The organism is Paenibacillus rhizosphaerae (genome assembly GCF_014192015.1).
Classification (GTDB): domain Bacteria; phylum Bacillota; class Bacilli; order Paenibacillales; family Paenibacillaceae; genus Paenibacillus_AQ; species Paenibacillus_AQ rhizosphaerae.
The window spans coordinates 1,031,898-1,058,425 of the sequence record NZ_JACHXJ010000003.1; the positions used below are offsets into that span (position 1 = coordinate 1,031,898).

General features: G+C 55.6%; 33 protein-coding genes. 7 read left to right on the forward strand and 26 right to left on the reverse strand.

Annotation, left to right across the window (positions count from 1 at the left end):
• Positions 1 to 83: 83 nt before the first annotated feature.
• The gene (gene thpR, locus FHS19_RS21585; protein WP_183583817.1) at positions 84 to 701 is read right to left on the reverse strand and encodes an RNA 2',3'-cyclic phosphodiesterase; all 618 of its coding nucleotides are present in this window, start codon (positions 699 to 701) and stop codon (positions 84 to 86) included.
• Positions 702 to 1,103: 402 nt separating this feature from the next.
• On the opposite strand from thpR, the gene FHS19_RS21590 reads away from it, so the two are divergent.
• Positions 1,104 to 2,075 carry a D-2-hydroxyacid dehydrogenase gene (locus tag FHS19_RS21590; protein WP_183583818.1) on the forward strand — a complete coding sequence of 324 codons (972 nt, stop codon included), beginning with the start codon at positions 1,104 to 1,106 and terminating at the stop codon, positions 2,073 to 2,075.
• A 308-nt stretch (positions 2,076 to 2,383) separates the two neighbouring features.
• Here the strand turns inward: FHS19_RS21590 and FHS19_RS21595 are convergent, their stop codons facing one another.
• The 5 genes from FHS19_RS21595 to glpK all read right to left on the reverse strand — a co-directional run bounded on the left by FHS19_RS21595 (position 2,384) and on the right by glpK (position 9,387).
• Positions 2,384 to 3,334, reverse strand: coding sequence for a TRM11 family SAM-dependent methyltransferase (locus FHS19_RS21595; RefSeq protein ID WP_183583819.1), 951 nt, complete (start codon positions 3,332 to 3,334; stop codon positions 2,384 to 2,386).
• A 141-nt stretch (positions 3,335 to 3,475) separates the two neighbouring features.
• Positions 3,476 to 4,414 (reverse strand): LLM class flavin-dependent oxidoreductase, encoded by a 939-nt coding sequence (locus tag FHS19_RS21600; protein ID WP_183583820.1) that lies wholly within the window; start codon positions 4,412 to 4,414, stop codon positions 3,476 to 3,478.
• A 28-nt stretch (positions 4,415 to 4,442) separates the two neighbouring features.
• On the reverse strand, positions 4,443 to 5,852 hold the full coding sequence (locus FHS19_RS21605) for a deoxyguanosinetriphosphate triphosphohydrolase family protein (RefSeq protein WP_183583821.1): 1,410 nt from the start codon (positions 5,850 to 5,852) through the stop codon (positions 4,443 to 4,445).
• A 323-nt stretch (positions 5,853 to 6,175) separates the two neighbouring features.
• Complete coding sequence (locus FHS19_RS21610) at positions 6,176 to 7,840, reverse strand: glycerol-3-phosphate dehydrogenase/oxidase (RefSeq protein WP_183583822.1); 1,665 nt, start codon at positions 7,838 to 7,840, stop codon at positions 6,176 to 6,178.
• Positions 7,841 to 7,896: 56 nt separating this feature from the next.
• Complete coding sequence (glpK, locus tag FHS19_RS21615; protein WP_183583823.1) at positions 7,897 to 9,387, reverse strand: glycerol kinase GlpK; 1,491 nt, start codon at positions 9,385 to 9,387, stop codon at positions 7,897 to 7,899.
• 96 nt (positions 9,388 to 9,483) lie between these two features.
• On the opposite strand from glpK, the gene FHS19_RS21620 reads away from it, so the two are divergent.
• From FHS19_RS21620 to FHS19_RS21645, 6 genes are all read left to right on the forward strand, one after another.
• Positions 9,484 to 9,705: a hypothetical protein gene (locus FHS19_RS21620; protein WP_183583824.1), complete on the forward strand. Its 222-nt coding sequence runs from the start codon at positions 9,484 to 9,486 to the stop codon at positions 9,703 to 9,705.
• Between the two features lie 102 nt (positions 9,706 to 9,807).
• Entirely contained in the window at positions 9,808 to 10,173 is a 366-nt protein-coding gene (locus FHS19_RS21625) for a hypothetical protein (protein WP_183583825.1), read from the forward strand.
• A gap of 14 nt (positions 10,174 to 10,187) precedes the next feature.
• Entirely contained in the window at positions 10,188 to 10,364 is a 177-nt protein-coding gene (locus FHS19_RS21630) for a hypothetical protein (RefSeq protein WP_163882478.1), read from the forward strand.
• A gap of 384 nt (positions 10,365 to 10,748) precedes the next feature.
• A complete protein-coding gene (locus tag FHS19_RS21635; RefSeq protein WP_183583826.1) occupies positions 10,749 to 11,270 on the forward strand; it encodes a stalk domain-containing protein in 522 nt (173 codons plus the stop codon).
• 423 nt (positions 11,271 to 11,693) lie between these two features.
• Positions 11,694 to 11,954, forward strand: a complete 261-nt coding sequence (locus FHS19_RS21640) for a hypothetical protein (protein WP_183583827.1) — start codon at positions 11,694 to 11,696, stop codon at positions 11,952 to 11,954.
• Positions 11,955 to 11,969: 15 nt separating this feature from the next.
• Positions 11,970 to 12,146 carry a hypothetical protein gene (locus FHS19_RS21645; RefSeq protein WP_163882478.1) on the forward strand — a complete coding sequence of 59 codons (177 nt, stop codon included), beginning with the start codon at positions 11,970 to 11,972 and terminating at the stop codon, positions 12,144 to 12,146.
• Here FHS19_RS21645 and FHS19_RS21650 read toward each other — a convergent pair.
• The 20 genes from FHS19_RS21650 to FHS19_RS21745 form a co-directional block, all read right to left on the reverse strand.
• Positions 12,130 to 12,447, reverse strand: coding sequence for a hypothetical protein (locus FHS19_RS21650; RefSeq protein ID WP_183583828.1), 318 nt, complete (start codon positions 12,445 to 12,447; stop codon positions 12,130 to 12,132). The genes FHS19_RS21645 and FHS19_RS21650 overlap by 17 nt on opposite strands.
• Before the next feature lie 88 nt (positions 12,448 to 12,535).
• Positions 12,536 to 13,279 (reverse strand): glycoside hydrolase family 73 protein, encoded by a 744-nt coding sequence (locus FHS19_RS21655; protein ID WP_183583829.1) that lies wholly within the window; start codon positions 13,277 to 13,279, stop codon positions 12,536 to 12,538.
• Complete coding sequence (locus tag FHS19_RS21660; protein WP_183583830.1) at positions 13,276 to 13,545, reverse strand: phage holin family protein; 270 nt, start codon at positions 13,543 to 13,545, stop codon at positions 13,276 to 13,278. Before FHS19_RS21660 ends, FHS19_RS21655 begins: the two co-directional genes overlap by 4 nt.
• 20 nt (positions 13,546 to 13,565) lie before the next feature.
• A complete protein-coding gene (locus FHS19_RS21665) occupies positions 13,566 to 13,856 on the reverse strand; it encodes a hemolysin XhlA family protein (protein ID WP_312887285.1) in 291 nt (96 codons plus the stop codon).
• Between the two features lie 201 nt (positions 13,857 to 14,057).
• Positions 14,058 to 15,008: a hypothetical protein gene (locus tag FHS19_RS21670; RefSeq protein ID WP_183583831.1), complete on the reverse strand. Its 951-nt coding sequence runs from the start codon at positions 15,006 to 15,008 to the stop codon at positions 14,058 to 14,060.
• A gap of 16 nt (positions 15,009 to 15,024) precedes the next feature.
• Positions 15,025 to 16,092, reverse strand: a complete 1,068-nt coding sequence (locus tag FHS19_RS34615) for a hypothetical protein (protein WP_204797552.1) — start codon at positions 16,090 to 16,092, stop codon at positions 15,025 to 15,027.
• A 16-nt stretch (positions 16,093 to 16,108) separates the two neighbouring features.
• Complete coding sequence (locus FHS19_RS21680) at positions 16,109 to 16,462, reverse strand: hypothetical protein (RefSeq protein WP_183583832.1); 354 nt, start codon at positions 16,460 to 16,462, stop codon at positions 16,109 to 16,111.
• Positions 16,463 to 16,477: 15 nt separating this feature from the next.
• The gene (locus FHS19_RS21685) at positions 16,478 to 17,056 is read right to left on the reverse strand and encodes a YmfQ family protein (RefSeq protein ID WP_183583833.1); all 579 of its coding nucleotides are present in this window, start codon (positions 17,054 to 17,056) and stop codon (positions 16,478 to 16,480) included.
• The gene (locus FHS19_RS21690) at positions 17,049 to 18,167 is read right to left on the reverse strand and encodes a baseplate J/gp47 family protein (RefSeq protein WP_183583834.1); all 1,119 of its coding nucleotides are present in this window, start codon (positions 18,165 to 18,167) and stop codon (positions 17,049 to 17,051) included. The genes FHS19_RS21685 and FHS19_RS21690 overlap by 8 nt, the downstream gene beginning before the upstream one ends.
• Positions 18,167 to 18,625, reverse strand: coding sequence for a DUF2634 domain-containing protein (locus FHS19_RS21695; protein WP_183583835.1), 459 nt, complete (start codon positions 18,623 to 18,625; stop codon positions 18,167 to 18,169). The genes FHS19_RS21690 and FHS19_RS21695 overlap by 1 nt, the downstream gene beginning before the upstream one ends.
• Positions 18,618 to 19,028 (reverse strand): hypothetical protein, encoded by a 411-nt coding sequence (locus tag FHS19_RS21700; protein WP_183583836.1) that lies wholly within the window; start codon positions 19,026 to 19,028, stop codon positions 18,618 to 18,620. Before FHS19_RS21700 ends, FHS19_RS21695 begins: the two co-directional genes overlap by 8 nt.
• Positions 19,021 to 19,998 carry an XkdQ/YqbQ family protein gene (locus FHS19_RS21705; protein WP_183583837.1) on the reverse strand — a complete coding sequence of 326 codons (978 nt, stop codon included), beginning with the start codon at positions 19,996 to 19,998 and terminating at the stop codon, positions 19,021 to 19,023. Before FHS19_RS21705 ends, FHS19_RS21700 begins: the two co-directional genes overlap by 8 nt.
• Positions 19,995 to 20,630, reverse strand: coding sequence for a LysM peptidoglycan-binding domain-containing protein (locus FHS19_RS21710; RefSeq protein WP_183584001.1), 636 nt, complete (start codon positions 20,628 to 20,630; stop codon positions 19,995 to 19,997). The genes FHS19_RS21705 and FHS19_RS21710 overlap by 4 nt, the downstream gene beginning before the upstream one ends.
• Positions 20,631 to 20,672: 42 nt before the next feature.
• Positions 20,673 to 22,328 carry a hypothetical protein gene (locus FHS19_RS21715; RefSeq protein WP_183583838.1) on the reverse strand — a complete coding sequence of 552 codons (1,656 nt, stop codon included), beginning with the start codon at positions 22,326 to 22,328 and terminating at the stop codon, positions 20,673 to 20,675.
• A 15-nt stretch (positions 22,329 to 22,343) separates the two neighbouring features.
• Positions 22,344 to 22,487 carry a hypothetical protein gene (locus FHS19_RS21720; RefSeq protein ID WP_167372919.1) on the reverse strand — a complete coding sequence of 48 codons (144 nt, stop codon included), beginning with the start codon at positions 22,485 to 22,487 and terminating at the stop codon, positions 22,344 to 22,346.
• Between the two features lie 14 nt (positions 22,488 to 22,501).
• The gene (locus FHS19_RS21725; protein ID WP_076175084.1) at positions 22,502 to 22,936 is read right to left on the reverse strand and encodes a phage tail assembly chaperone; all 435 of its coding nucleotides are present in this window, start codon (positions 22,934 to 22,936) and stop codon (positions 22,502 to 22,504) included.
• A 311-nt stretch (positions 22,937 to 23,247) separates the two neighbouring features.
• The gene (locus FHS19_RS21730) at positions 23,248 to 23,655 is read right to left on the reverse strand and encodes a phage tail tube protein (RefSeq protein ID WP_076175086.1); all 408 of its coding nucleotides are present in this window, start codon (positions 23,653 to 23,655) and stop codon (positions 23,248 to 23,250) included.
• Positions 23,656 to 23,729: 74 nt separating this feature from the next.
• The gene (locus tag FHS19_RS21735) at positions 23,730 to 25,190 is read right to left on the reverse strand and encodes a phage tail sheath subtilisin-like domain-containing protein (RefSeq protein ID WP_183583839.1); all 1,461 of its coding nucleotides are present in this window, start codon (positions 25,188 to 25,190) and stop codon (positions 23,730 to 23,732) included.
• Between the two features lie 3 nt (positions 25,191 to 25,193).
• Complete coding sequence (locus FHS19_RS21740; protein ID WP_183583840.1) at positions 25,194 to 25,403, reverse strand: YqzN/YkzM domain-containing protein; 210 nt, start codon at positions 25,401 to 25,403, stop codon at positions 25,194 to 25,196.
• Positions 25,404 to 25,414: 11 nt separating this feature from the next.
• A complete protein-coding gene (locus FHS19_RS21745) occupies positions 25,415 to 26,254 on the reverse strand; it encodes a hypothetical protein (protein WP_183583841.1) in 840 nt (279 codons plus the stop codon).
• Positions 26,255 to 26,528 lie beyond the last annotated feature (274 nt).

Below are 26,528 nucleotides of genomic sequence, written 5' to 3' on the forward strand. Positions count from 1 at the left end.
CACAGGATACGGCAACAAAGGGAACTCGATATTCGATCATGTGCGGAAAAATATATTCGATTTCTATTGCTATTTATTTCAATCTACGAATCTTTCATTTGAACGGCCTCTAGTATCTCATACATTGGCTTTTCGTGCAAATGTGTGGAAAAAAGTACAAATTCATCGACCTCCCAAATCAGAGGCTGATCCTTCCTGTCGGAACCGGATTTTTCTACTGTCAAAGGCGGTAAATTTGGGCCTGGAAAAGGCGATTTCCCCGCGTATTTACGGGCAATCGTGACATGGGGACGGTAAGGCCTCGCCTCTTTTGCGAACCCCAGTTCCCCCATCTCGGAGGTGACCGCTTCATAGAGCTTGTCCAGGCCGCCGGATTGGTCAATTACTCCAGCCCATAACACCCGGGGAGACTCCGCTGTCCCGAAGGTGCCGAATGCTCCAAATTCCAGTTTAAATGGATCGATTTTCAAGGAGGCCCTTTTTAAGGAATCTGCGATTTCCGGTACTCTTCCAGCCTCAGCGTCTCCCAGAAACTGGACGGTTATATGATAGTCCTCCCGGTGTGTCCATTTTTTAAAAGCGAGCTCTTTCTCGTTCCGGTGCCTCCACGTTTCCAGTAACGATCGGATCGGTTCCGGTATCCGGACTGCGACAAATAGCCTTAATGGCTTATCTTGAACTTGTTCTTTTTTCATTTCCATGCAAATACATCCCCTTTCTTTCCCTTTGCGCCGTATGCAATTCTCCTGTAAAAATTGGTACCGAAGGTATAATTCGCATGAATTCCTTCATTAATATAGTTTCACCTTTCGGGCCCATCGTCATGCAGCAACGTTACGTAAAAGCATATCCTTCAAGAGGCCGTTGGCTTGATTGCAACTCTCTTTCATTCCATTGACCTTTCGGGCGAGTCTGTTGTATATCGTTTCAAATCTGTTATCCTGAATATATTCAACGATATATAGATTGAACTAAAGTTTAGCATGGAGCTCCCTGTTATAACGGCCCAATACGGCCTGCAGCATTCATTTCTTTAGTTTATTCTATCTAGAGTAGCAGAAACATCACATCAAGGGTACATACATGGAGGAGGCTGAAACGGTATGAAGCAAATTGTTTGTCTGCATTCCCTGACTCCGGAGCAGGCCGGCTTGATTGAACAAGCTGCTCCCGGTTATAAGCTCACCGTCGTCAAAAGCACCGAAGCGGATCCCGCGCTCGTGAGCGAAGCGGAAATTATGGTCGGCTGGTCCAGACAGATCGCCGATCAGGTGCTGAATCAAGACAGCCGGCTGAAATGGCTGCAAACCTGGTCTGCTGGCGTGGACACGCTACCGCTGGACAAGCTCGAACAGAAGGGCGTGCTCCTGACGAATTCCAGCGGCGTTCATGCGATTCCGATCTCGGAGACGATCCTCGGCATGATGCTCTCGTTCTCGCGCCAGCTGCACGTCTCGGTCCGCAATCAGCTCAAGCACCGCTGGGAGACGAATCTGGCCGCGCCGGGGCTGAGCACCTTGTCCGAGCTGCACGGCCGAACTGCCGTTATCGTCGGCGTCGGTGAAATCGGCAGCGAGACGGCACGCCTGGCCAAAGCGTTCGGTATGCGCACCGTCGGCGTCCGCCGGTCCGGCAGGGCCGATCCTCACGTGGACGAGATGTTCACCATGGACGGACTCCACAAGGCGCTGGGCCAAGGCGATTACATCATCAGCGTGCTGCCGCTTACCGATGAGACGCATCACCTGCTGAATGCCGATGCCTGGGCGGCGGCCAAGCCTGGCGCCTGCTTCATCAATGCGGGCCGCGGGCCGACGGTCGATACGGCATCCCTGCTGGATGCGCTCCGCAGCGGGCAGATCAGCTGCGCCGGGCTCGACGTGTTTGAGAAGGAGCCGCTTCCTGAGGATCATCCGCTGTGGGATATGGAGCAGGTTATCATTACGCCGCATGTTTCCGGAAGCACCGACCGGTATACCGAACGGGTCATCGATATTTTTGTCGAAAACCTGAAGGCCTACGTACAGGGAAAAGAGCTTCCGCGTAATCTCGTCAATTACGAGCGTGCTTATTAATACGGACATCTCTCTGCAGCAGTTCCCCACAGAGTGGAATTTTGCCTCCGGTGTTATCGGGATACTTTGCGTGCATTCCGATATCTTCGGAGAATAAAAAAGGCAGTCCCGCGTACCGGTCATTTCAGACCGGGTCGTGAGGCAGCCTTTTTTGCATGGGGTGATCGTGATGAACACCTGGATGATTAACTTCAACTCATAGTAATCTTTTTCTAATTTGTTAAGAAACTTCTACTTCATATGATGAGAATCTTTCTTCTATTATATAGTAGAAAGTATTTACATGCCGGATTGCTTACCCGCCGCTGTCACCCGCAGAGCCAAACGTTCCGGACAAAGCTGCCCTTCCACACCCGGGCGCTGTCCAGAATGGTAAAGCCCGCCTGGAGGATAGACTCAGCCGCTCCCTCTGTCGATACAATGACAGCCCGCTTCGCCATACGGCGCAAACTCTGCAGCATGACTAGGCGCTGCTCCGTGCTGAGCACCGAGCACAGGTTGTACGGCATGTCCAGGACGGCCGCATCGAAGCGTTCCGTCACCTGCGTCATGTCCCCGAGGGTTACCACCTCGGGATAGCCGAAGTGCTTCAGGTTGGCCCGGGCCCCCCGGATGGCCAGCGGATTGATGTCCCAGCCCCGGATGTCGATGCCCATCGACAGGGCTTCGATCAGCACGTTCCCCATGCCGCAGCAGGGATCGGCTGCCTGGATGCCAGCAGACTCCGGCACAAGGATGTTCACTAGCGAGCGGGCGGTCGTGACGCTGAGCCCGGTCGAATAATTGTGCGGCTTGTCCTTGCGCAGCCTCCATGTGCGTTCGGGATACCGGCACAATCCGAGCATCCACTGTCCCTCGGCGGATAGTAGGCCGAACTGCATATCCGGATGCTTCATCTCCGCCTTTCCCCGTATTCTGCTGCCGACGCGGCGCTCAAGCATCCGCTGATCCTCGTACGAACAGGGATCGCCGGATTTTACGTAAGTCACTTTGAACGTGCCGTCCCCAAGCTCTAACCCCGAGGCCTGCCGGGCAATCTCATCTACCGAGTCACCCTTTATCAGCACGTCCAGACGCATCGACACATACGGACTGCGGTCCGGGTCAAGCAACCGGGAGCTGCGCAGCATGGGACCTCTCCCTTTTAAAGGTTTCGCCTGCCCGAGCAGAGCATCCAGCTCCATCCGGCACAGCTCCGTTTCCGACTCATGGCTGGCGTACGTATAAATAAACTCCGATGGTTCGGATGTAAATTCCATAGTTCCTCCGTTCGTTCTTCCTATCTTTGGGCTCCATTGCAGTCTAACCGTCCAGCACCGTCCTTACTCCACATTTCCAAATTCCAATTTCCAATCCAGAACCGGATCTGCAGAATGGCAGGCGAACCGTCTGGCTCCCTTTTATAAGCACACCGACGCCAGCAGCCGGTAAGATTCCAGCCGCTCGGCATAACTCATCACCGGCGTGGTGACCAGGAACTCGTCGCACCCGAAGGAATCCGCAAGCTCCAGCAGCTTCGACTTCACCTGCTTGGGCGACCCGGTGATCAGCCGGGTCGCCGGCGGCTGCGGCTCGCCGGCCTCGGCGCCCGGCCGCTCAACTTCCGGCAGGGCCGACCGGCGGGACAGCGCCAGCGCCTCCTGCTCGGTCGCGGCGCAAATAACGCCGATGGCCGCGATGCTTCTCGGCCGCTCCAGCAGCGCGGACGGCTTGAATCCCTCCCGGTAGGCCGCCAGCACCTCGGCGCCGTCGCGGTCGCTCATGAACTGGCCGAACACGTAGCCCGTCCCGTTCTCGGCCGCGAAGCCGGCGCTCTTGTTGTTCGTCCCGAGCATCCACAGCTCCGGCTGGATCCGCGGAACGGGCTTGGCCGCGACCGGGACCTCCTCGTATGCATAGCGGTCCTCCAGCAGCTCGATCAGCGCGCGGACGCGGGCCGGCATTTCGGCCACATGCTGCAAATAATTACCGCTCAGCGCCATCGAGGCATGCGCCGAGCCGCCGGGCGCCCGGCCGATGCCGAGATCGACGCGGCCAGGGTAGAGCGCAGCCAGCATGCGGAAGTTCTCCGCGACCTTCAGCGGGCTGTAATGCGGCAGCAGGACTGCCCCCGAACCGATGCGGATCCGCTCGGTCCGGGCTCCGATATGCGCCAGCAGCACTTCCGGCGCGGCGCAGGACAAGTTCACCAGATCGTGATGCTCCGCCGCCCAATACCTGGTGTAACCCCATTGTTCTGCATGGCGGGCCAGGTTGGCCGCTTCCTGCAGTGCTTCCTCAAAGGACGCCTCTCCTATTTTTGGTACAAGATCCAGCACGCTAAGTTTAAGAGCGCCCATCCGGTCTTTCCTTCCCTTCTATGGCTGCCTAATCCAGGTCGTAAATGGAACCTACCTTCAATCCGTACAGCTCATTGTAAATTTTTTCAGCAAACGCATCCGTCATGCCCGCAATATAGTCGATCACCATGTGCTCCCACGTCCAGATCGGATTCGGCCCGGCCTGATCCTTCTCGAACCGCTGCAGCCAGTCGGAGGGGATAATCGATTTGGATGCGACCGGATCGAGAAAAGCGTCCCACAGCCGCTTGATCATCCATTCGCTGCGCTTCTGCAGCCGCTGCACCCGCAGGTCGCGGATCATCGTGACCCAGGCGAAGCTTTTCAGCACGCTGACGGTGCGGAGCATATCCTGATCCTCCTGGCCTTCCTTGACGAAGGTTACCTTCTTCCAGTCCCCGTCGTCAATGACGCCGAGGCTGCTGACGAACAGGCTTACCCAGTAAGCCTTGACCTCGCGGCGGGTACGGGAATAGTCAAACTCGCAGTATGGAAGCTTCTCATTCCACACTTTTAAAAAGGACGTCAGCACTTCCTCCACCTTGTAGCGGATATGCTCTTCCGGACAGTTATCCCAAAACGCGTCCTCCAGCGTCATGATTTTCTCAACGATCAGGCGCAAAATATGCGGATCCTTCAGAAAATGCTCGTGCACTTCGATTTTCCCGGCTTTGATGCCGTCTTCGAGGTCATGAGCCGAATAGGCGATATCGTCGCATAAGTCCATCAGCTGCGCTTCGAGTGTCTTTTTGCCGGCGGGAATGCCCCAGTCCTGGCGGATTTGCGAGATATAGCTCCATTCGTGCTGGTACAGCCCCTTTTTGAGCAGGGTGCCTGGATACGGATATTTGTTGATGCCAAGCAGAATCGCGTCGGACAAGTTCAGGCCGTCCACATTTTCCCGTTTCTCCAAAAACATGATCAGCCGAAAGTTATGCGCATTGCCTTCGAAATGCTCGTATTTCTTCCGCAGCCTTGCGCGGACGTCGCTCACCTCATCTGGGGACAGATGCAGCCCCTTCACAGCTTCTTTGGTCCGGTCCCGGATCAGCTGATCCAGAATACCGTCCAGCACCTCTTCCCCTTTATGTCCAAAAGGAGGATGGCCGAAGTCATGCGCGATCGCCGCGCACTCCACCACCTCCGGATCAATCACGAGCCCCGGATTGTCCGCCTGCTCGTCGCTGACCTCGGGATGCGCCCGCAGCAGGCTGCGTGCCGCTTCCCGTGCGATTTGCGCCACCTCAAGGGAGTGGGTCAGCCGCGTTCGGTAATAGTCCCCTGTTCCCGCGCCGAACACCTGGGATTTGCCCTGCAGCCTCCGAAACGTCGGCGAATGGATCAGCCGCGAATAATCCCGCTCGTATGGCGCGCGGGACGCGTCGGATTTCACTTGTTCGGGGTACTGCCGATGCTCTCTTTTTTCTTTAATGTTCATGTACAGCACTCCTCTCACGACAGTATGGTTTTTTTATTATAAGCGATTTTGCCGTAGGTGTACTAACATGGGACACGAGAGAGTGCCTTTTTTCCATAAAAATGCAAAGTTTATCGCAAATATCCGAACAATTGGTGTCAACATCACTGACAGCGGATGGACAGAAAGGCATCGTTTCGTTCTGATTCCCTATCTCTGCCGAGGTTGGGAAGCCTCCGGCCTTGATGAAGTCCCGCCCCACGCAAAAAAGGAACCCTTCATCGTTCAGATGAAAGGTTCCTGAAGGATTATGAACATGGCAGCATTCCATCCGCTGCATCCGCTCAATCGGCTTCCGCCGGCTCCACAGCCTCCAGCAGTGCGCGGTCTAGATCGGCCGCGTATGCTTCCTTCGCCGCCGGGCTCCAGTTCAGCACGCCGCCCATATATTCGATGACCGGTGCTTTCCAGGTGCGCACGAGCTGAATATCGAACAGCGTCGCGCCGAGCCGGCGGGTAAAAAAGTCCCCCGGCGTCGCCGCCATCTCCGCTTCCAGCGCATAGGCCAGCTGGCCGAACAGCATCAGCGGCAGCCCGTACGCTTCCGCCTCCGCCCGCTGGCTCTCGATCAGCCGGAAGACGCCGGATGCATTCGTGCCGTATTTGCCGGCGATCGCGAGCGCTTCATCCGGGGCCAGCCCCGCCTCGATCCCGGTCTGGGCGGTCTTCCGCACGAAAGTCTCATACTGCGCTGAGCCGCCGAAGTCCCCGCCCGAAATCGGCAGATGCTTCGTCTGGCATGCTTTAAACGGACGCCCTGTCTCTTGAGTCAGCTCCCGGGACAGCACGTCCACAATCGTCTCGGCCATCTTCCGGTAGCCCGTCAGCTTGCCTCCGGCGATCGTCAGCAGCCCCGAGCCGGACTCCCAGATCTCGTCCTTGCGGGAAATTTCCGACGGATCCTTTCCCTGTTCAAGAATGAGCGGCCGGACCCCGGCCCAGCTGGACTCCACATCCTCCGCTGTAATTTGCAGCTCAGGAAACATATAATTGATCGCGTTAATAATATAATCCCGGTCCTGATACGTCATCCGGGGATGCGCCGTATCCCGGTCGAAGAAAGTGTCTGTTGTCCCCACATACGCCTTGCCGTCGCGGGGAATGGCGAACACCATTCTTTTATCCGGTGTGTCGAAGTACACCGCCTGCTCCAGCGGAAACCGGGATTGATCGATGACCAGATGGACGCCTTTGGTGAGGCGCAGCGTTTTGCCCTCCTTCGACGCGTCCTTCTCGCGGATGCGGTCGACCCACGGCCCGGCGGCGTTAATGACCTTGGCGGCGTGGACTTCGTAGGTGTCCCCGGTCAGCTGGTCGTGAACCACGGCGCCGGACACGTTATTTCGAGCGTCGTACAGCAGCTCCTCCACCTTGCTGTAATTGAGCGCGGAAGCCCCGTGTGCCACGGCCGCTTTCATCACTTCGATCGTCAGGCGGGCGTCGTCGGTGCGGTATTCCACGTAATACCCGCCGCCCTTCAGCCCCTCTTTCTTGATGAGCGGCTCCTTCGCCAGCGTCTGCTGCGGGGAGAGCATCATGCGGCGCTCGGCTTTTTTCACGCCGGCCAAATAGTCGTACACCCGCAGTCCGAAGGACGTGCTGAATTTGCCGAACGTGCCGCCCTTGTGGATCGGCAGGAGCATCCACTCCGGCGTAGTAACATGCGGACCGTTCTCGTACACGACCGCCCGCTCCTTGCCGACCTCGGCGACCATTTTCACCTCAAACTGCTTCAGATAGCGGAGCCCGCCGTGCACCAGCTTCGTCGAGCGGCTGGACGTACCTGCGGCAAAGTCCTGCATTTCCAGCAGCGCCGTCTTCATCCCGCGGGTCGTGGCATCCAGCGCGATGCCTGCTCCCGTGATACCACCCCCGATGATCAGGACGTCAAACTTCTCCTGTTTCAATCTCTCCTTGATTTGTTCACGATTCGTATTGGACCATATCATCTGTGCTTATCTCCCTCCAGATCGAAAAAGAGACCCCCTAAGATAGGTTTCTGTGTTTATTTAAAAGCCATGGCTGCATGTACGGCTTTCTTCCAGCCTTCATACAACCCGGTTCGCTCCTTCTCTTCCATCACCGGCTGGAACTCGCGCTCGATCGCCCACTGTCCGGAGATGTCTTCCTGGCTCTTCCAGTAGCCGACGGCGAGACCCGCCAAGTAAGCAGCGCCCAGCGCCGTCGTCTCGTTAATGACCGGCCGTTCGACCGAGACGCCGAGCACGTCGCTCTGGAACTGCATCAGAAAATCGTTGTGCACGGCACCGCCGTCGACGCGCAGCGTGGTCAGCTTGATGCCCGAGTCGGCCTCCATCGCGGACAGCACATCCTTCGTCTGGTAGGCCAGCGATTCCAGCGTCGCCCGGATAAAATGCTCCTTGGACGTGCCGCGCGTCAGGCCGAACACCGCTCCGCGCACATCGCTGTCCCAATAAGGGGTGCCTAGACCGACGAAGGCCGGGACGACATACACGCCGTCCGTTGAAGCCACGCGTGAGGCATATGTCTCGCTCTCCTTGGATTCCTTCAGCATCCGCAGCCCGTCGCGCAGCCACTGGATGGCCGAGCCCGCCACGAAAATGCTGCCTTCCAGCGCATATTCCACTTTGCCGTTGATTCCCCAAGCGAGCGTCGTCAGCAGGCCGTGCTCCGAGCGGACCGCCGTTTCGCCGGTATTCATCAGCATAAAGCAGCCGGTGCCGTAAGTGTTCTTCGCCATGCCCTTGCTGTAGCACGCCTGCCCGAACAGGGCCGCCTGCTGGTCCCCCGCTACGCCGGCGATTGGCACCTCCGTGCCGAAGAAGTGATACGGTACCGTCAGGCCGTACACCTCCGAGGACGGACGCACCTGCGGCAGCATGGAGGCCGGAACCCCCAAAATCTCCAACAGCTCGTCGTCCCATTTTAACTCGTAAATGTTATACATCAGCGTGCGCGATGCGTTTGAATAGTCGGTCACATGCGCGCGGCCGCCGGTAAATTTCCATATCAGCCACGTATCGATCGTGCCGAACAGCAGCTTGCCCTGCTCCGCCTTCTCCCGGGCGCCTTCAACTTCGTCCAGAATCCACTTGACCTTTGTACCGGAAAAGTACGGATCGATCAGAAGCCCTGTTTTGGCACGGATGGTGTCGTCGAGCCCTTGGGCCTTGAGTTCTTCGCAAATGCCGCTCGTCTGCCGTGACTGCCACACAATCGCGTGGTACACGGGATCGCCCGTTTCCTTCTCCCACACCACCGCGGTCTCCCGCTGGTTCGTGATGCCGATCGCCGCGATCTGCTCGGGCTTTACGCCCGATTCCGACAGCACCGATGCGATCACTGACAGGACCGATCCCCAAATCTCGTTAGCGTTATGCTCCACCCAGCCCGGATGGGGAAAATACTGCGTAATCTCGCGCTGGGCCGTATGTACGGCTTCTCCTTTTTCATTAAACAAGATGGCCCGGGAACTCGTCGTCCCCTGGTCCAGTGATAAAATGTATGTTTCCATAGAACCCTCCCTGCTTCCGTCAGCGAACGATGCGCTCGTTGTGGTTGTGCACATTCGGGATGTTGCTGGATGTATATCCGGTAAGGAAGACAAACCATGTCGCTTGGTGACGTTTACATGGTTTTCCTTAGTGACATCATACTATATTTGGAGCGGGTTCGGGTTAACAAAATCGAAGATTGGCGAAGGAAATGGAGGGGAATGGATGAGGGGACTCGAAGGGAGCAGAGGAACGGATTTGAAGGGAAAAGAGAAAGCGCTATGAGGAGGAAGGAAAAAGGGAACAAAACAGTAAAGGGCATGTTGGGAGTTTTTTAGATAACAAAAAAGGTGAATGTTAAGCGATTCAATAATATTATATTGTAATGCGTATCGATACACTATATAATAAACAACAAATATCCAAGGAGGGTCTTTTGCATGAACTATTCGATTAACCTGTTCGGCTACCATGTGGACTGCAAGCTGAACGTCGAAGAAGACCGGCTGCAGCTGGACGTTGCCGAGGAGGACCAGAAGTCGCTGAAGCAGTATTTGATCCGGGTGTTGCCAAAATACGGCCGCGAAGCATCCCAGACTTCGACATTGGACGAGCTGGTGAAGCTCGCGATCGATGCGGAAAAAACGATGGAAGGCCACATGTCCGAGCCGAAGCTCAAGCTGCCTTACGAATTCCAGCCGGAAATCAAAGAGAAGCTGATCGATGCGGCGGCGCTTCAGGACATGTCCGCAACCCAACTGCTGATCCGGATTATCGAGCGTAAATACCAGGAAGTAATGGGTTAAAGGGGGTTTTGGTTATGCCATACGGCAACAAGGTTAAATTTCATTATGACGTGCCTGCCTACATCAAAAAGCAGCTTGCCGAAGCGGCCAAGAAGCTGAACATGACCGCTACGGAGCTGCTGTCCAAAACGATCGAGGAAGAATACGAGCGGGTCAAACGCGAGCAAGCTTCCGCTAACTCCGGGAAATAACCGGGATCTGGGCTGCGAACCTTTCCAAGGAACGGGCCTGTTCCACGGAGAGACTCAGGTATTCATAGTCCTGACCGATCCGGTCGCATGACAGCAGATGGCACTCTGTATAGTCGTCCACCGGATCGTGTTCCACCGAATCCCGTCGACAGCGTCTTGATCATCAAGGTGATTCGCTCTTATAGGGGAAGCCCTCTTCTAGATTGGATAAAGCCCCAAAATAGTTCCTGAGGCATATAAACAACCTAATAACCAGTAATGCATTTAGTACCATTTACACTCTCTAATAAATTTCACTTTTTTTATAATGATTAAAGTCAAATGTTAACTGACTGGGTAATAAACATAATGTGATGTAAATTAAACAAGGGAGAGATGGTACATATGAAAAAATTGATTATTGGACTTACTGTGGGGATGCTCATTGGTTCGTCTACCGTTGCCATGGCAGCCACATCCACCACCGTAAAAGCGACGATTGCCAAATACCGCGTGCTCATTAACGGGGTCAATAAACCAGTGGCTTCGAACCAACTTTTATACAACGGTAATACATATGTCCAATTGCGGGATGCCGGATCCATTTTCGGATATGATGTTAGCTACAAAGCTTCTGATAAGTCCATCAACTTTACTGTCAAGAACAGCCCTGATTCAAATTGGATCACCATTACCGATTTTGCGACAGCTAACGGTTATACCATTAAAGTGGATAACGCCTCTACGGACACATATAATATTCAAGCTAACAACTCAACGGTATTGGCAGTGAACATCAGCAATCTGAAAGAAAATGAAGAAAGAGCATTGACTTCAACTAATGGTAAGGTCGTCACGGTTAAAAGATATTTAGGATCCTACCTTCTGAATAAAACTGACCTCATTAGAGGCGGGTTTATGAACTAAGGTAATAACTTAGGTAGTCGGGAATACTCCGACTGCCTCTTTTTTATTTAAGGTAATGCCACACGAAATCCATTGCTCTTTTCAATACGAGTAAACTGGATCTGAATCTCAGCAAAGCGTTGACTTGTTACCCATAAACCGTTACATCACAGGGCCAGGATGGTGGCAGTTGCACCGTAATGTCTATTATTACCCCAATCTTTCCAGTAAGGGGTTGAACCATAGGTATAGGAACATAAGGGTCGTGGTAACTGAACAAATTTCATCCTAAGTCAGCATCAAACAGCCCAGTTCTTTGCCTGTGCTCTGTGCACTATACTGGCTCAAAAGTCATTATTTCAATGGCATCTAGATCAGATCTTATTAGCTCAATGTATGCCTAGAAATCCTGTCCTTTTGGCGACTCGAAATCTGTGAGCCATTATGCAGGGCTTAATCGGGGTGCTGCCAAAATACGGCCGCGAAGCGTCCCAGGATTCGACATTGGACGAGCTAGTGAAGCTCGCGATCGATGCGGAAAAAACGATGGAAGGCCACATGTCCGAGCCGAAGCTCAATCTGCCTTACGAGTTCCAGCCGGAAATCAAGGAGAAGCTGATCGAAGCGGCGGCGCTGCAGGATATGTCCGCAACCCAGCTGCTGATCCGGATTATCGAGCGTAAATACCAGGAAGTAATGGGTTAAAAGAAGGGTTTGGTTATGCCATATGGCAACAAGGTTAAATTTCATTATGACGTGCCTGCCTACATCAAAAAGCAGCTTGCCGAAGCGGCCAAGAAGCTGAACATGACCGCTACGGAGCTGCTGTCCAAAACGATCGAGGAAGAATACGAGCGGGTCAAACGCGAGCAAGCTTCTGCTAACTCCGGGAAATAACGGGAATCTGGGCTGCGAACCTTTCCACGGAACGGGCCTGTTCCACGGAAAGACTCAGGTATTCATAGTCCTGACCGATCCGGTCGCATGACACCAGATGGCATTCTGTATAGTCGTCCACCGGATCGTGTTCCAGGAGATACACGCGGATGCTCGGGTTCAGGTCCTCGATTTTGCAAAAAAACATTGCTTCCGGGGCAGCGTCCATAATTGCCTTGATGCGTTCCCGCACGCAGCACGGCAGCAGCGGCTCCAGCAGCGAAAACGTCTGGATGGTCGGTTGGTATTCGTAAATCAGCATAAGCGGATGCCTCCCTTTGGTATGAAAAAGATTATGATTTCCCTCCTGCCTGACTTATCTCTATCTATGGTAGGTACTCGCGTTTTCATTAGAGCACCTTCAGCCGCTGTAAAATCGTCAGCACCCTGTATAGATCGTAGCTCCCATTCACCGGGATGCTGATGATTTTCGCCTCAACCGCTGCGTTTACTGCGGATTCCGCCCAGGCTGGTACCTCCATTTGCTGCCGCGCCTCCAGCGTGGAGATCCGCTGCTCCACCTTTTGTAGAAGGACTTCAAGTTGGGTCAGGCGTTCCGCTTTTTTCTTTAAATCTTCCAGCTGCTGTGCCAGCTCCATGATGTTAACACTCATTTCGATGTGATCTCCTTTCCATGTGTCATATTGAGGCAGTCCATACTGCTCCATAATCGCGATCAGCTTGGATGGGTACTTCGGGTCGGTCGCGTAGCCGCCTTTCCAAACTGCTTCGGCCGCCTGCCGGTAGTCTGCGTGCAGCACGCCGTGATACCGTGTCGGCTTGTCCTTGGTACCGTTCAGAAAAAGCTTGGAATGGTCGGCAATGGACTCCGTCCAGGAGTGGTATTTGCGAAAAGACGCTGCCACCTTCACAGCCTTGTCGTTGACATACTCCGTGGTGGGTATCTCCACGCTTCCCGCTGTGCCTTTGCCTTTGATGCCAAACAAGTTGTTTGCCTGTCGGGCGAGACCGCTTGTCCCCCAATTGGATTCCAGAATCGCCTGAGCGATCGTTAAGGAAGCTGGAACACCGGTGGCCTGCATGTCGGCTATGGCGCAGGGTGCGAGGGTGGCGATGAATTCGGTTTGATTCACTCCGAGTCCCCTACTTTCTTCGTCTGCTTCACAACCTGGTGGCCGAATACGGCAAAGGCTCCCGCCAAAATCCCCTGGATGAACGTCTCCGCGTTCCAGCCATGCATCCAAACCGTTAGTAATACGGCGGCGATGACCACCATGTACACAATGCTCCAATCCGGCACCGACGGCGTCTGTTTCATGACATATCCCAAAACCCAGCACACAGCTACCACAATCAGGAGCTTCGGGTCGATCAACTGCCAAATCATATCCCAATCCATGTTTCATCCATCCTCCTCTTTTAATGTCCTGCAAGCTGAACGGCGGCTGCGATGGCACCCATCACGATCGTGATGGCCGCACCGCTGACCGTCCGCCACAGCCATTTTTGGCCGTCCTCGATCCGGTCCAGCCGTTGATGTGCTGACTTAACCGACTGCATGGCTTCCCGGGCGAGTTCCTTGGTTGTCTCAATCGTGGCGGCCAGCGTCGGCACTTGCTCCAAGGTTTTATCAATACGTGCGAGTTGAATTTGAATCTCCACCAAAGCTTTGGTCGCTTCCTCCACGTCACTCACCCTTTCGTGTGGCACGGCGTTCCCCTCCTTTTAACTGGTGAAATAAGATGCCCCCGGAGTGGTTCCGAGGGCAAAAAAATACGCCTTGCGGCGCTTCTGATTATCCCTCTTTTGGGGCGGTCGTGTTTTCCTCTGGTGCCTCCAGCTCAAAATAATATTTCATGTTGTACGGGTTTTTTCATTTTTCTTTATCCCCCTTGGATTTGTTTATGTTTCTTATCCCATTACAGCGTACTTAAATACAGTATTGTATGAGTCTACAGGCAATTTAAAGCCTGTGGTATCCGCCCAGAGGGCGGTGCTCTGTGCGTCGTCGTAAACATCGAAACCTATGAAACAGTACCCCGTTGACCTAATGTATATTGTCTTGTAAGCTGTCACGTTATCTTGACGCCAGAGAATGATGTACATAGGCGTTGACGGAAAGGACCTATTGACTTGTATATACTGCTTACTGGCTGCACTCCCGTTAGCCAGAACAAAGACGTTTGTATCCCCTGCAGAGGTCCCCGACCCCTCAACAATATAGCTACCCGGCGCTGTACCCACAACCCCGAAAATGTTTTTACCGGATACGATGTTCTCGGGTCTATAATCTTTCGTGTAATCCAGCAGGACCCCGCGACCTATAGGGCTTAGCCCGGCTTTGTAGTACCCGGTGGGCACGTTAATGTCAATGTTCCCCTGCCCGTCGCCCTTGATAGAAACAGGAGGTATATGATTATCGCCGTTCAGATAGGACGAATAATCTTTAATTGTCCCCGTTTGCCCTGCAATCGTCGTTCCCTCCAGGACTTTGTCTGTCGGAACCGTGACTGCTAAAACCTTACCATTTTCGTTGTGGTAGCCTGCAGGGATTGTCTGGTCTGCAGCTCCTGGGGTGATCGTAACCGCCCCGTTGTTCGGCATGGTCCCCGTGACCTTCACGCCCTTGACGTAGGCCGTCTGACCGCTGAGAATGTTCCCGGCTGCAGCTGTAGCGCCCGCCGTGTTATTGAAGTTGTTGTCCTTCACGTTCTTGACCAGGTCGACCATGGTCTCGTTGCCCGTGAGGTTGATCCCCCTGGACTGCAGCGCCTCTTTAAGGTCAGGAATTTGTGTAATACCTGTCAGGTCCTGCAGCTTGGCAATCACGTCCAGGAGCTTGGCTCTGCTTGGTAATGGCATGTGTTAGCCTCCTTTCTTATCCGACTGCGATCCAGGTGAAATAGGTATAGCTGTTGTCATATGTCGGGATTCGGAACCCTGATTGGTTGACGTATCCGTCCTGCCCGACAGCGTATATACTCATAGCTACCTGGATATTGCCGTCCTGAGTGTATACCATCGAATACCCGCTGTTGGTGGTTCTGTCTTGTCGATAGGCAATGATATATTTCGGTGTAGATGGGAAGTTGTAAGATACCTCCAGGTATTCCTCAGCGCTCGATTGCCCTGGGAGCAGCCAGAAGTTTTTCTTCGCACCCAGGGACCCCTGTTGCGACCCGGTTCTGATCCAGCTACTAGACGCTGTGCCCACAAGCCCGAAAATATTTTTACCGGATACAATGTTCGCAGCTATAAAGTTCGGGTCAGCCTGTGCTAGGTGGGCTTTTGTGATTCTGATTTCCCCGCCCCCAGGGCCTCCGTCCTGGTAGCCTTTTTCAGGATAGACAGCTAGGTCCCTATTATCGGGCCAGATTGTGATAGCTGCAGGGCTCCGAACCCCTGTAAGGTACGGCATGGTTCCTTTCTGCTGCGCTATTGTCGTGTCATTCAGAACCTTGGCCGTAGGTACGACAACCCCCTTCACGACTCCAGCGCCGTTGTGGTAACCTGCAGCGATCGTCTGGTCTGCAGCTGTAGGCGTGATCGTAACCGCGCCCCTGTTCGGCATGGTGCCCGTCTGTCCGGCGATCGTGGTCCATGCCAGGACGCTGGCTACCGGAACCGTGACCGCTGAGACCTTACCGCTGCCGTTATGATAGCCTGCATGGATCGTAATGTCATTGGGCCCTGGGGTGATCGTCTGCGCCCCTCTATACTGCATGCTGCCGATCGCTGCGCGGATCGTCGACCAAGAGGCTGCAGTTGTTAGGTTGAGCGCCGGGTTCAGTGCGTTCAGCTTGTTCACGACGTCCAGCTTGATTGCGTCGTTGTTCGCCTCGGCTGTGTTCGTAATGTCGATAAGAGCCGTCAGATCTTCTTGTTTGATCCCAGCGCCTCCGCTGCCAACCCCTCGCGCCCTAAGCGTGTCTGTAATGCTTGGCATGCTCTCTCCTCCTTCCTTAGCTGTCGGTGTACGTCTTGTTTACGACGTTCCCAGCGCTGTCGTAGGTCAGCGTCCATGTCCGTGTCTTGGTGCCCCCAGGCATGCCCAGCGTCCAGGTGTCCGTCGTGTATCTGCCACTGCTGTTCTTGTTCGACAGCTGACAGCTGATTGCGACGCTGCCATCTTCTGGCCGAAAGTATTGAACCTTTGTGTAGACCTGCGCGTCTGCGTCCCAAGACGATGTATCCACCTTCTCCTGGTATGGCCGGTTCAGAAAATCAATAATATCCAAGTTTGCATTGTATGCGGCCAGATTGTTATTATCAGAGCCCTCTGGTCGCTGGATACCGCTCGGTAAAGTATTAGCCATGCCTTATCTCCTCCTTTACGGTCTATATTTCTCCCATTCATCCCAGGTAAGATTGAGCGCATCTGTTTGATCCCAAGACTTCTTCGCTTTGTCCAGCTCGTCCCACGTTAAATAAGTGAATTTATACTCTAACGACATATGAGCAGGCTTTATTTCTTCCATGACTGCCTTCAAGTCTTCCAAATTCGCGGGTATACCTCGCGTACCAATAAAAGTAACGGTAATTTTATACTCACCCGGCGAAATCAGTACACTAACTTCCCCGCCGTCGTAGGCCTGTGCCACATTTTTGATCATCGAACCCGAAACCTTGCCGCTGCCTCTCAGCTTGGATTCAACATAAGAGCGTCTTTGATCAATCGGCTTATTCTTATCCGTAGGTATCCCCAGCTCCGCCTCCCACAGATCCAACCCCCACGTCGCTGTCTTCACAAAAAACTGCTCCAACGTCTCATTCAGAGCTGAATAAAGAGCATCCATCTCCGCGCCTTTTGCATCCACATCAGCTCGAATGACCCGGCTGAATTCGTAGTAAGCTGGCAGATAGGAGAACAGTTCGGCACCACGAGAGCTTGTAAATGTAGCGTCACTCATGAACGTCCACCGCCCCCAATACGGCTACTTCCCCAGGACTGATTTGGATATTCGTATCCACGGCGCCGTTGACCGTCAGATTGGAATAATCAATAATCGGCGGGATATCAAGCAGAATGGCAGCAATTCGGGTAAAGCGGACAAGCGGATCGGCAAAAGCCAGCTGTTTCAGATAAGCGGTAATCCCCCCGATCATCTGCTCCTTGACCATGTCTAAGGTTGCACCGTCAGCCAAAGTGAGCTGGACCGAGATATCGATCGGTACCTCTTTTGCGGGCATCACCGTTACAACCGGTCCAGCTGGAGCTTTTCCTTCCCCCTGACCGTCCATGGTTGGATCAATATACTGCTGAACAGCTTCAACGATCGCCGAACTGGCTGCGCGCTTGTCCATATCGACCAAATAAATGCCTACGGTCCCCGGACCCTGCCATAACGGAGCGACCTGCACTCCTCCCACGCCGGGAACCTCATTGGCCCACTGGATATATTGTGCTTTGTTGCCGCTGGTGCCCTGGTTTCGGATTTCGGCATAGTATCGTTCCAATAAGGACTCATCCGACTCCTCATCGGCGCCGCCAGTTACTGCTGCCGGATTGGTTACCGAAATGATGCCGCTGGTTGGAACCAGCATCACCTCAATGACGCCTGCCGGGACATTCCCCTGGCTGCCCGCCACTAAAGCAGTGATAGGCGCCAGGCCCTCGCCGCTGCTATCCAGCGTCACGTCGGCGGTTGTTTGATACTCAATACTGGACTCTCCCGTGATTTCGTCGGCCGGCGTGGCAATCAAAGTTCCCTTCGCCAGTTTTTTTCCCGGCTGCCCCATAAACTTCACGATCCCGGTCGCAGGCACCGCTGCTCTCCGGTTCACCCCGCGCTCTGCCGTTCTTAAGGTCAGGTACTCTCCAAAGGCCGTTCTCGCAAACCCCCGCCTCAGCACCTCCTGTGCCCACAGCGCCGCCTCGGACAGCATGAACGCCACCGGCGCCTGCGCGTCCCAAATAAAAGAGCCCTCGGACTTGTCGATATCCGAAGGCACCTTCGCCAGCATGCGGCTCATAATGTTCTCTTCCGTCTGATCCTGCAAAAAAAGCGGCAAGTCCGCCATCAGATCACCACGCTTTCTATGATTTCAATCTCGTCCCGGACGCTCTGAATGCGGCAGCTGAAGCGGCAGGCCTCGCCTTCCCACGCAAACTCGAACTGATCCACGCTCTCCGTCCGCGCATCCGCCAAGAGCGCCTCGGAAACCATCCGCCGGATTTCGCTCTCGAGAAGAGCATGATCGTAGCCGCTGCCAACCAGATCCTCCAGTTCGCTGCCGTAGTCCCTGGAATAGATGAGATGGCGGTAGCGCGGGGTACGGATGGCTTTTTCGCACCAGGTTACCCAGGCTTCCCTTTCATCCGCGACGGCGATTTTACGGGTGGGAGACATGACGAATTCCCCGGCGTCAAAATCGAACCGCCAGCTCCTTCCAAACACCGCCCCGCTCCCCTCCAGGAGTTCCGTCTCCGCATCATCGGTCCACACCATGTCTTCCGTCTCCGGAAACAAATTAGCCACGGCCGCTCACCACCCTACAGACGACGACCACGTCATCCCCACCGTTTACGCGGACGGCCAGCACCCGGTCTCCGGGCTTAAGCCCGGCACTCAGCTTCAGCGCAGCATCCGGAACTTCGGTCTCGTCAAAATAAAATGACGTAGCCATCGCCACGCTCCCCCAGTTCGGGGAATCTGTCCGTACCCCAGATGCTCCAATTGCCATATAACGCGGCAGCGCAAGCAGCCCGGGCAGCTCGGCCACCATGTAGCCCTGCATTTCATGCTTGAAATCGTCCAGCTTCAGCCCCGTCGACGTGATCGTCCCCAGCACCGCCCCGACGCCGCCGAGCGCCTGTCGCGTGTGCTTGCCGACCGAAGCGTACAATGAGGATGCAAGCTGTCCATACGGGTCTTTATTCAAGGTAAAACCTCCTTTTGACGTCGTCGTAGGTTCCGAGCTCCAGCGACATGCTGCCCGGGTTGCCCAGCTCGCGGCTGACCGAGATGACGATCAGCTGCACTTGGCCCAGCATGACCGCATCGCCTGCGCGGATCGTGTTGATATCCGGTACGTTGACGGTGATCGTCTCCTGGATGCCGCGCAGCTTGCTGCGGGCGAGCTCGCGGGCGGCTGCTCCGTTTTTCACCTCGTCGTCCTGGATAATCGCCTGGAGCTGGCCGTACTTGGCTACGTCCTTTTCTTCAATGGCGAGGACTATGGAAGGAACCTCTTTGCCCGTCTCGCTCGCCGTGGTCGCCAGCACCTTCACCTTCGTCGCCGCCCCTTCCAGCGTACGCGTCTGCATCGTATCGGTTACCGCCTCAAGAACGTACACGTCCGGGTTCGTACCCAGCTCGTACAGCTCCAGGCCGGAGGCGATCATCCGAGGATGATACAGCTTCCCGCCAGCTTTAGCGGTCGCCCGTAAATCAGCAAACATGCTGGCATACAGCGACTGCGTCCGGTATACTGCCCGGCCCAGCTCCTTGCCGGTATCCGGCAGCTTGGCGATTTTCAAATTCCAGTCGGCGGCATACTTTTTAAAGCGCTGCGTCGCCGTCTGCTTCGCCGGGAACAAATACTCGTCCTCCGATTTGTCCAAATAAACGGTCCGGTCGTACAGTGTTATAGTCATCCGCTTCATGCCGTTGTTCGTCGTCTCGACCTCCCACACGACCGCAGGATGGAGCAGGGTGACGTAATCCTTTTTCCCGTAAGGAATGCCGCTGATGCGGATCGCCATGCCCGGTGTGATCGGGGGCAAATCCGGCGTCACCACCAAGTTGACCGTGCCCTGGTAAGCGATCTGCTCCAGCGAATCGCGCAGGTTGATCGCCTCCACCAATGGGGTCAAATCGTATTTGTCCTGCAAAATCACCTTGTAACTCATGACAGCACCAGCTTCTGCCCCGGCTTAATGGCGTTCGGATCTTTGCCGATTGCCTTCTGGTTCAGCTTGTAGATCTGATTCCACTTTGAGCTGTCGCCGAGCTCCAGTTTGGCAATTTTGGAAAGGGAGTCTCCCGCCTTGACCGTGTAGGTTTTGTTTTCCTCCTTCATGTCAGTGCGCTGCTTTTTGTTGACTGCCGTCCCGCCGCCGGTGCCGCTGGCAGCCGTTTTCGCCACCTTAAGCTCTCTCCACGTGCGGAGCGTGATGTCGAAATACACGTCCCCCGGCTCCCCGCCCCGGAACGTCGTTTGATGGGAGGCCACGAACACGGGCACATTGATCCCGGCTTCGCTGATGACAAACCGGAGCGGGGTTTTCATCACCAAAAAATCGTTCAGTTTGTTCATCGCCACCTGCGGATCAGGCAGCTCGCTCTCTCCCCCTTTGCAGAAGGATTCGTCGTACACTTTCGGAAAAAAGGAGGAAAACGAGATTTCCTTAATCCGGTCCCCCTGCGGAAAATCGAACTCCCCGGACGAGAGAATGTTGGCGGTATCGTAGCCCTTTTGCCTGGAAATGATCACTTCCTCCGGATTGACCGGAAACGTGAATCGTTCACCTTTCCCGGTCATTAACACCAAATCCAAAGCAGTTCCTCCTCTCTGGAAACGTCGTTACACATATGCTTTCGCCCCCGGTTTGCGGTTCTGCGCAGCTTTGGCAAACTCCGAACGCAGGCGCTGCCCGATCTGGAGGATCAGGCCCTCCACATCTATAGGCGTCTCTTCATGCACAGTCACCTGCACTGCACCGGCCGGGAGATTGTAGTTGGTTTCCGTTTTAAAATCCTTCAGGAACCCCGACAGCGCGGACATCTGCTCCGGACTGATCTGCACGAGCTGCGGCGTCGTTTTGCCGCCTCCGTTGCCCCCAATTCCCGGTTTCCCGCCTCCGGTTGCAGCCTGCAGCCGTGGGCCTGTTCCCATAGGAACGGCCGGGCCTTGGACTCCGGGAAGGTAGGGACCGTAGGTTTTGTAGGATGGCGGGAGGGGGGAGGGTGGGGGAACATACCTGTTCGGGTAGATCATTCCCGGTAACCCTTTTTGGGCTTTCCATGCAGGTGAAGCATATTGTCCATACGGCATTACTATTGACACAGCCGGTGCAGATCCTATGCTGGATTCAGGTTCTACGGAAGCCGGCTTGTCCTTTTTCTTCTTTTTCGAGAACAGGCCCGAGACCCAGCCGCCAACCTTGTCTCCTAAATAACCTCCGGCTGCACCACCCAGCATTGCTCCGACCGCCGTTCCTCCACCAGGAATAACCGATCCTAAAAAGCCTCCCAAAACCGTTCCGACGCTGCTCCCGACGGAGGACCCAATGGCTTGAGCCCGCTCTTTCCCGGTCTTTGCGGTCATAATGGATATGGCATCGGCTACGAATCCAAGGACCCCCGGCAGATTTTCGCCTGTGCCCTTGGCGGCTGAAGTCATAATTCCACTGCTTCCAATAGCTTTTACGGTAGAAGCAGCGATCCCGCTGCTTTGGGCAGCTTTTGTAACTGAATTGGCGATTGCACTGTTTTTACTGCCACCGAAGAATTCCTTTCCACTTTCCCACAACCCCTGTATTCCGCTGATAACGCCTTCACCAGCAGAACCAATGGTACCGATGAAATCACCCGCTGCGCCCATCGTTTTCCACGCTCGGCCCAAGGTCTTTTTCCGCTTATAAGTTTCTGTCCTTAGAGGAGTTTCCCTTTTGGCAGCATCAGGGTCGGCCGCCAGGTCCTTTTTCTCCTTATCCTTGTCCTCGCCTTTCCAAGCCTTTTTGATGGCTTTGCCTTTATCCGGGATTTCCCCTGCGCTCTTCAACCCTCCGCCAAAGTTTTTTAGTGCAGAAAATACATCCTTGATTTTGTCAGAAGTGGACTTTGGGCCGTCCTTCTTCTCCCCACCGCCGATCTTCAGCTCCCCTATCGTTTCCGTGAGCTTTTTGACAGCGGCCGAGTTTTCCTGAAGCGCTGTAACGAGAGTGGAAAAATCAATCTTTCCGCCTAACGCTCCCCCACCTACTGCAACATCTACAGTCGCCGTCGCCCGGATAACCTGCGATTTCACGCGGTTGATTTTTTCCAGCAGGCTGTCCAGCCCTTTCGAAGCAGTGTCCTTCAGCGCAATTTCGGGAACCATACGGGTTCTCCCGATCTTCAGCACCCGCCCCTGAATCCGTTCAAAATACCGCTCCATCGCCCGCAGCTCCCGGTTCGCCTTGATTATGTTTTTCGGATCGATCACGAGATTCAGCCGGTAATTTAACGTTTCTGCCATGAATTCTTCACCTCCTTAACCTTGATTCATGGCTGCCATCTGTTCGATTTCTTCCTGGGAAAAAGCGAGCAGCAGCAGCCGCTCCCCGCGCGGGAGCCGCCAAAACTCTCCGGGACGAAGGTGATGCCGGGCCCACAGGTGGTACAGCATCGTCGTCATTCCCCCGGAGCCGATCAGTTTTTTAGGTCAGCGATCTCGACCCCGAAACCGGACAGCTCCAGCACCTTGTCGCCGACGGCGTCCAGCTCCCCGGCCAGCAGCATGCGGCGTACCGCCTGCTCCCCGCCCGACAGCTTCAATCGGCTTGTGATCCGCGGATCGCCCCAGCCGTTTAGCGTAAGCCCCTTCACTTCCAGCTTGCCGGTAGCTTCGGAGATAAGCAGCGCGTTGAACGTTTCGGTATCGACCTTTTCGTCCACCGCCCCTTTCACCGTCCGGCGGACCGTACACCGCTCACGGATGCTGTCCACCTTGCTCGAAGTCAGGCCGTGCAGCACGATCTGCATATCCAGGCGCTTGATGCGCACAGTCTCCTCCGGCAGCTTCTCCGCCGCCTCAAACAGGCTGTCCAAAATTTGTTCCTCGCTCCAGTTATCCTGCAAGCTCATGCGTCTTCCTCTCCTTCATTTGCTGAATGGTTTATGTCCCTAAAGGGATGATGTTGAGAGTTTTACTCCTTGAAAAGATTACTTACTCAGCCCTTTTGCGTATCCAATCAGGCCGTACGATAGGTGCGCCAGTTCTGGTTCACGAAAAGAACACCCATAAGCGCAAAAGTGCAGCTTCATTTCCGGCCAACCCGCCATTTCGCGAATTCCACCAGAAGTCAGTGCACTTTTGCTTCTATCTTCTTCTAAAATGGTGACTTCGGGTGGATGAAGTAAACTTTTTCAGTTTTGCAGCTATTTCTCTGAACTCCTTAGTCCGCCGTGATCGGGTCCAGCAGCTCGTACCCTTCAAAGGTAAACGTCGTTTCCTCCTGCACTTCCTCGCCGGCGGTCCAGTTGGCCAGCTGGATTTTGTCAGGCATGCAGCGGATCAGGCGGACGCGCTCGTGTCCGTAGGACTCGGGATCGTCCAGCTTGGAGATGATTTCAAACTTCGTGAAGCCGCGGTTGATCATGTCCGAGGTCACTTTGTAGCCGCTCATCGTGCCGGTTCCTTTTTTGCTGCCGCTTTTGTGGACCGTCCAGTCGCTGCCTACCAGCTTGAGCTCGCGCTTTTCGATTTCGACGCTGGCTTCGAGCTTGTTAATGTGCGTCTGCCATACACCGTCGATATAGGCCTGGCCGTACGTGCCGAGAATGACTTTTGAAGCATCCAACATAGGGGTTCCTCCTCAGAGTTATTCATAGTTTTTTCATAGCTTGCATGAGTTAAAAAAAGACCGCGGCTCTTCCATCACTGCACGTAAAAGGTGCCGAACAGCTGCTCCATCACGTCCGTCAGCTTTACGTTCCACTGCAGGAACACCTGATCCGGCTCCGGCTGCTTCACCGCGGAATCGCCGTAGTAGGCCGGATCGAGGATGACGTCATAGCCATCCGACTCAATGACGCTGCTCAGTGCCAGCTGGCCGAGGTACTCCTTGACCGCGCCGATCAGGGCGAGGCGCCCTTCTTCCGTGTTGTTCACGCGGCCGATGTACGTCTGCTCCGCCGCCCGCTGCAGATCCGCATTGATCGCGTCCATGACGCGGATGGAGCGGATCTTCTTCCAGGCGCTGCTCTGGCCCTCGGCCGGCGTCGCCAGAGTGTTAATGCCGCGCAGCGCCTTCACCTGGCGGCCGTCAAAGAAGAGCAGGAACACGCCGCTCTTCACGGCCTGCTCCTGCTCGGAGCGCGTCCAGCGCCGGGTAACGTCCTCGAACGGCGTGACCGCGTACGTCGCGGACTGGTTCAGGCGCTGGCCCGCGATCAGGCCGGCCACATAAGCGGCCGTCTGCGCAGAGCTGTAGTCCGTCCCGGACAGACGGACGCCGGTGCCCACGTTGACGATGCCCTCGTGGTTCAAGGCCAGGGAGCGGGCCGCCGCCAGATCGGCCGCATCCTTCGACACGTCATCGGCCGCGCTGCTTCCGAAGACGGCCATGACGCCGCTGCCTTCGCCGCGCAGCCGCTTGATCCAGGCGGCAAAGCTCTGCAGCAGCGCCATGTCGGCGGCATAGTCGAGCGCCAGCAGGTCGAAGTCCTGGCCTTCGGCGGCCTCCTGCATGGAGACGTAATCGGCGTTCGTCAGGCCCCCGATGCCGCTCGCGCCGCCGGTCAGCGCCAGTCCGCTGACGTCTGCCGGTACACCGCCTCCATCCACTGCCTCGGCAGTGACCCAGTCATTGCCGCCGTTGATGCTCGCGGCCAAGGAAGCGGCCGTGCCGTCGGCGCCGGTGAAGGTGCCGAGCAGCTTGGCGCCTTCATACAGGCGCAGCTCCTTTGCGGCCGGATTCCCGAGCGCAGGCTGCACCGTCACGGTGAAGCCGTTGCCGCGGCTGCCCGGGTGCTTCGCCGTCAGCTTCAAGACGGCGGCAGGCGCAGCATCGCCGCTCTGCAGCGTCACGGCCGCCGCCTGGGCCGTATCGTCCGCCAGGCGGTAGGCCAGCAGCTTCTTCGGACCGCCGAGCAGCGCCAGATAGAGGGCCGCGTAGGCGGTCGCCCCATTTTCGCTATCCGCGGCAAACGTCGCAGCAATCGCCTGCTCGCTGCCGATCTCCACGAACTCGCGGACCGGACCCCAATTGGCTTTGACCGGCACGATCACCGTTCCGCGGCTGCCGCCTTGAATGGCCGACGTTGCCGCTGCTTTAAAGTTCATATACAATCCCGGTAGCACCGGTTGATTTGTGCTTTCCCAAGTTCCACCTGCCATAAGTTAGACCACCTTCGCTTTCATGAATTGTTGGATCTTTCCCTGTACCTCGGCAATCGAAAAATGCTGACCGTCCGTGTCATGCATAGCAGCTGCCACGACCTCTGCCCGGACCCCGAACAGCTCCTTGGCCTGCGCCTTCAGTTCATCGAGCTCATACCTCGGCATGCCGCTTCCGGCTTCCGGGGTTTTCGAAATTTTCTTTACGCCCATATCGGGCCACCTCATTTCATGATAGGTTGAACGGCAACGCGGCGGATCAGCGCCGCTTCCTCCGCAGGACGCATCCGCCGCTGCACCAGGGTCAGCTTAAGCTGCCCATCCAGTATGGCGTCGGCCTGCATATTCGCGGAAACTTCCGCTACTGAAAGGTAGCGGCGTTCCCCGTCACCAAGCGGCAGTTGGGTCTGTGCCCCCAGCTCCTCCACCAATACGACCGAGGCATGATGCTCGGTCTCCGGGAACGGTGCCGCCAAATGCCCCACAAACGTCTTGCGGATCTCGTACATCGAAGCCCCCGCCATCTTCGTCTCACAGCCGGCCAGGCGCCACAATACGGCATGCTCCTCCCGGTCCGCGGGCCATGACGTTTCGTAGACCTGCCACAGGTCAGCCAGCTTGCCCCGTGTCCATCCCGCCAAGGCGCTGAGCCATGCATCCGGCGGAGCAGGCGTTTCGGCTCCCGAAGCCTCCGGCAGGTACGCACCGAACCTGAGGCACCGGATGATGCCGCCGGAGGCCGGATCAAGCGCGTCCGCTTCCGGAACGCCCAAGTAGTGCAGCAGGATCGCTTCCGGATCCGGACCTGCTATTCTTTGGCGCTGCAGCCCCCGAACCAGCTGCTGTGCCCAGGCATCCAGCTGGGATATCCCGGCACTGCCGCTGTAGAGCTTTACTCGCACCACCTGCCGGTAACCCGCCCAGGCCGACTTCCAAATCTCCTCACCCAGGGTGAGAACAGCGCATGGCCCGTCGTCCCCTTCTGCTCGCGGCTGCACATCGTAGATCCGGCCTTCCAGCTCGGGAATCAAGGCGGCGACTGCCTGTTTAACGGCTTCCCTCATACTACTACCCGCCGATCCGTTTCTTTTGCGTCACAGCCCCTTCCATTCTTATGTGTCTGCTGAATCTGTATCAACTCGGCCCCCTCCTTTCTCCTGTATCAAAGCCATCGGGCAACGAAGTCCGCAAAAAAACCAGCCATTCCGGCCAGCTTAACATCCACTGATTGTGTTCGGTACGTCCCTTTGCTTCATTCCCGATGATATAATCTTACACCCCGGATTTGAAAACGCTGACGGCGGTTCGGACGGTTATCGGCGGAAAATAGTACGAATG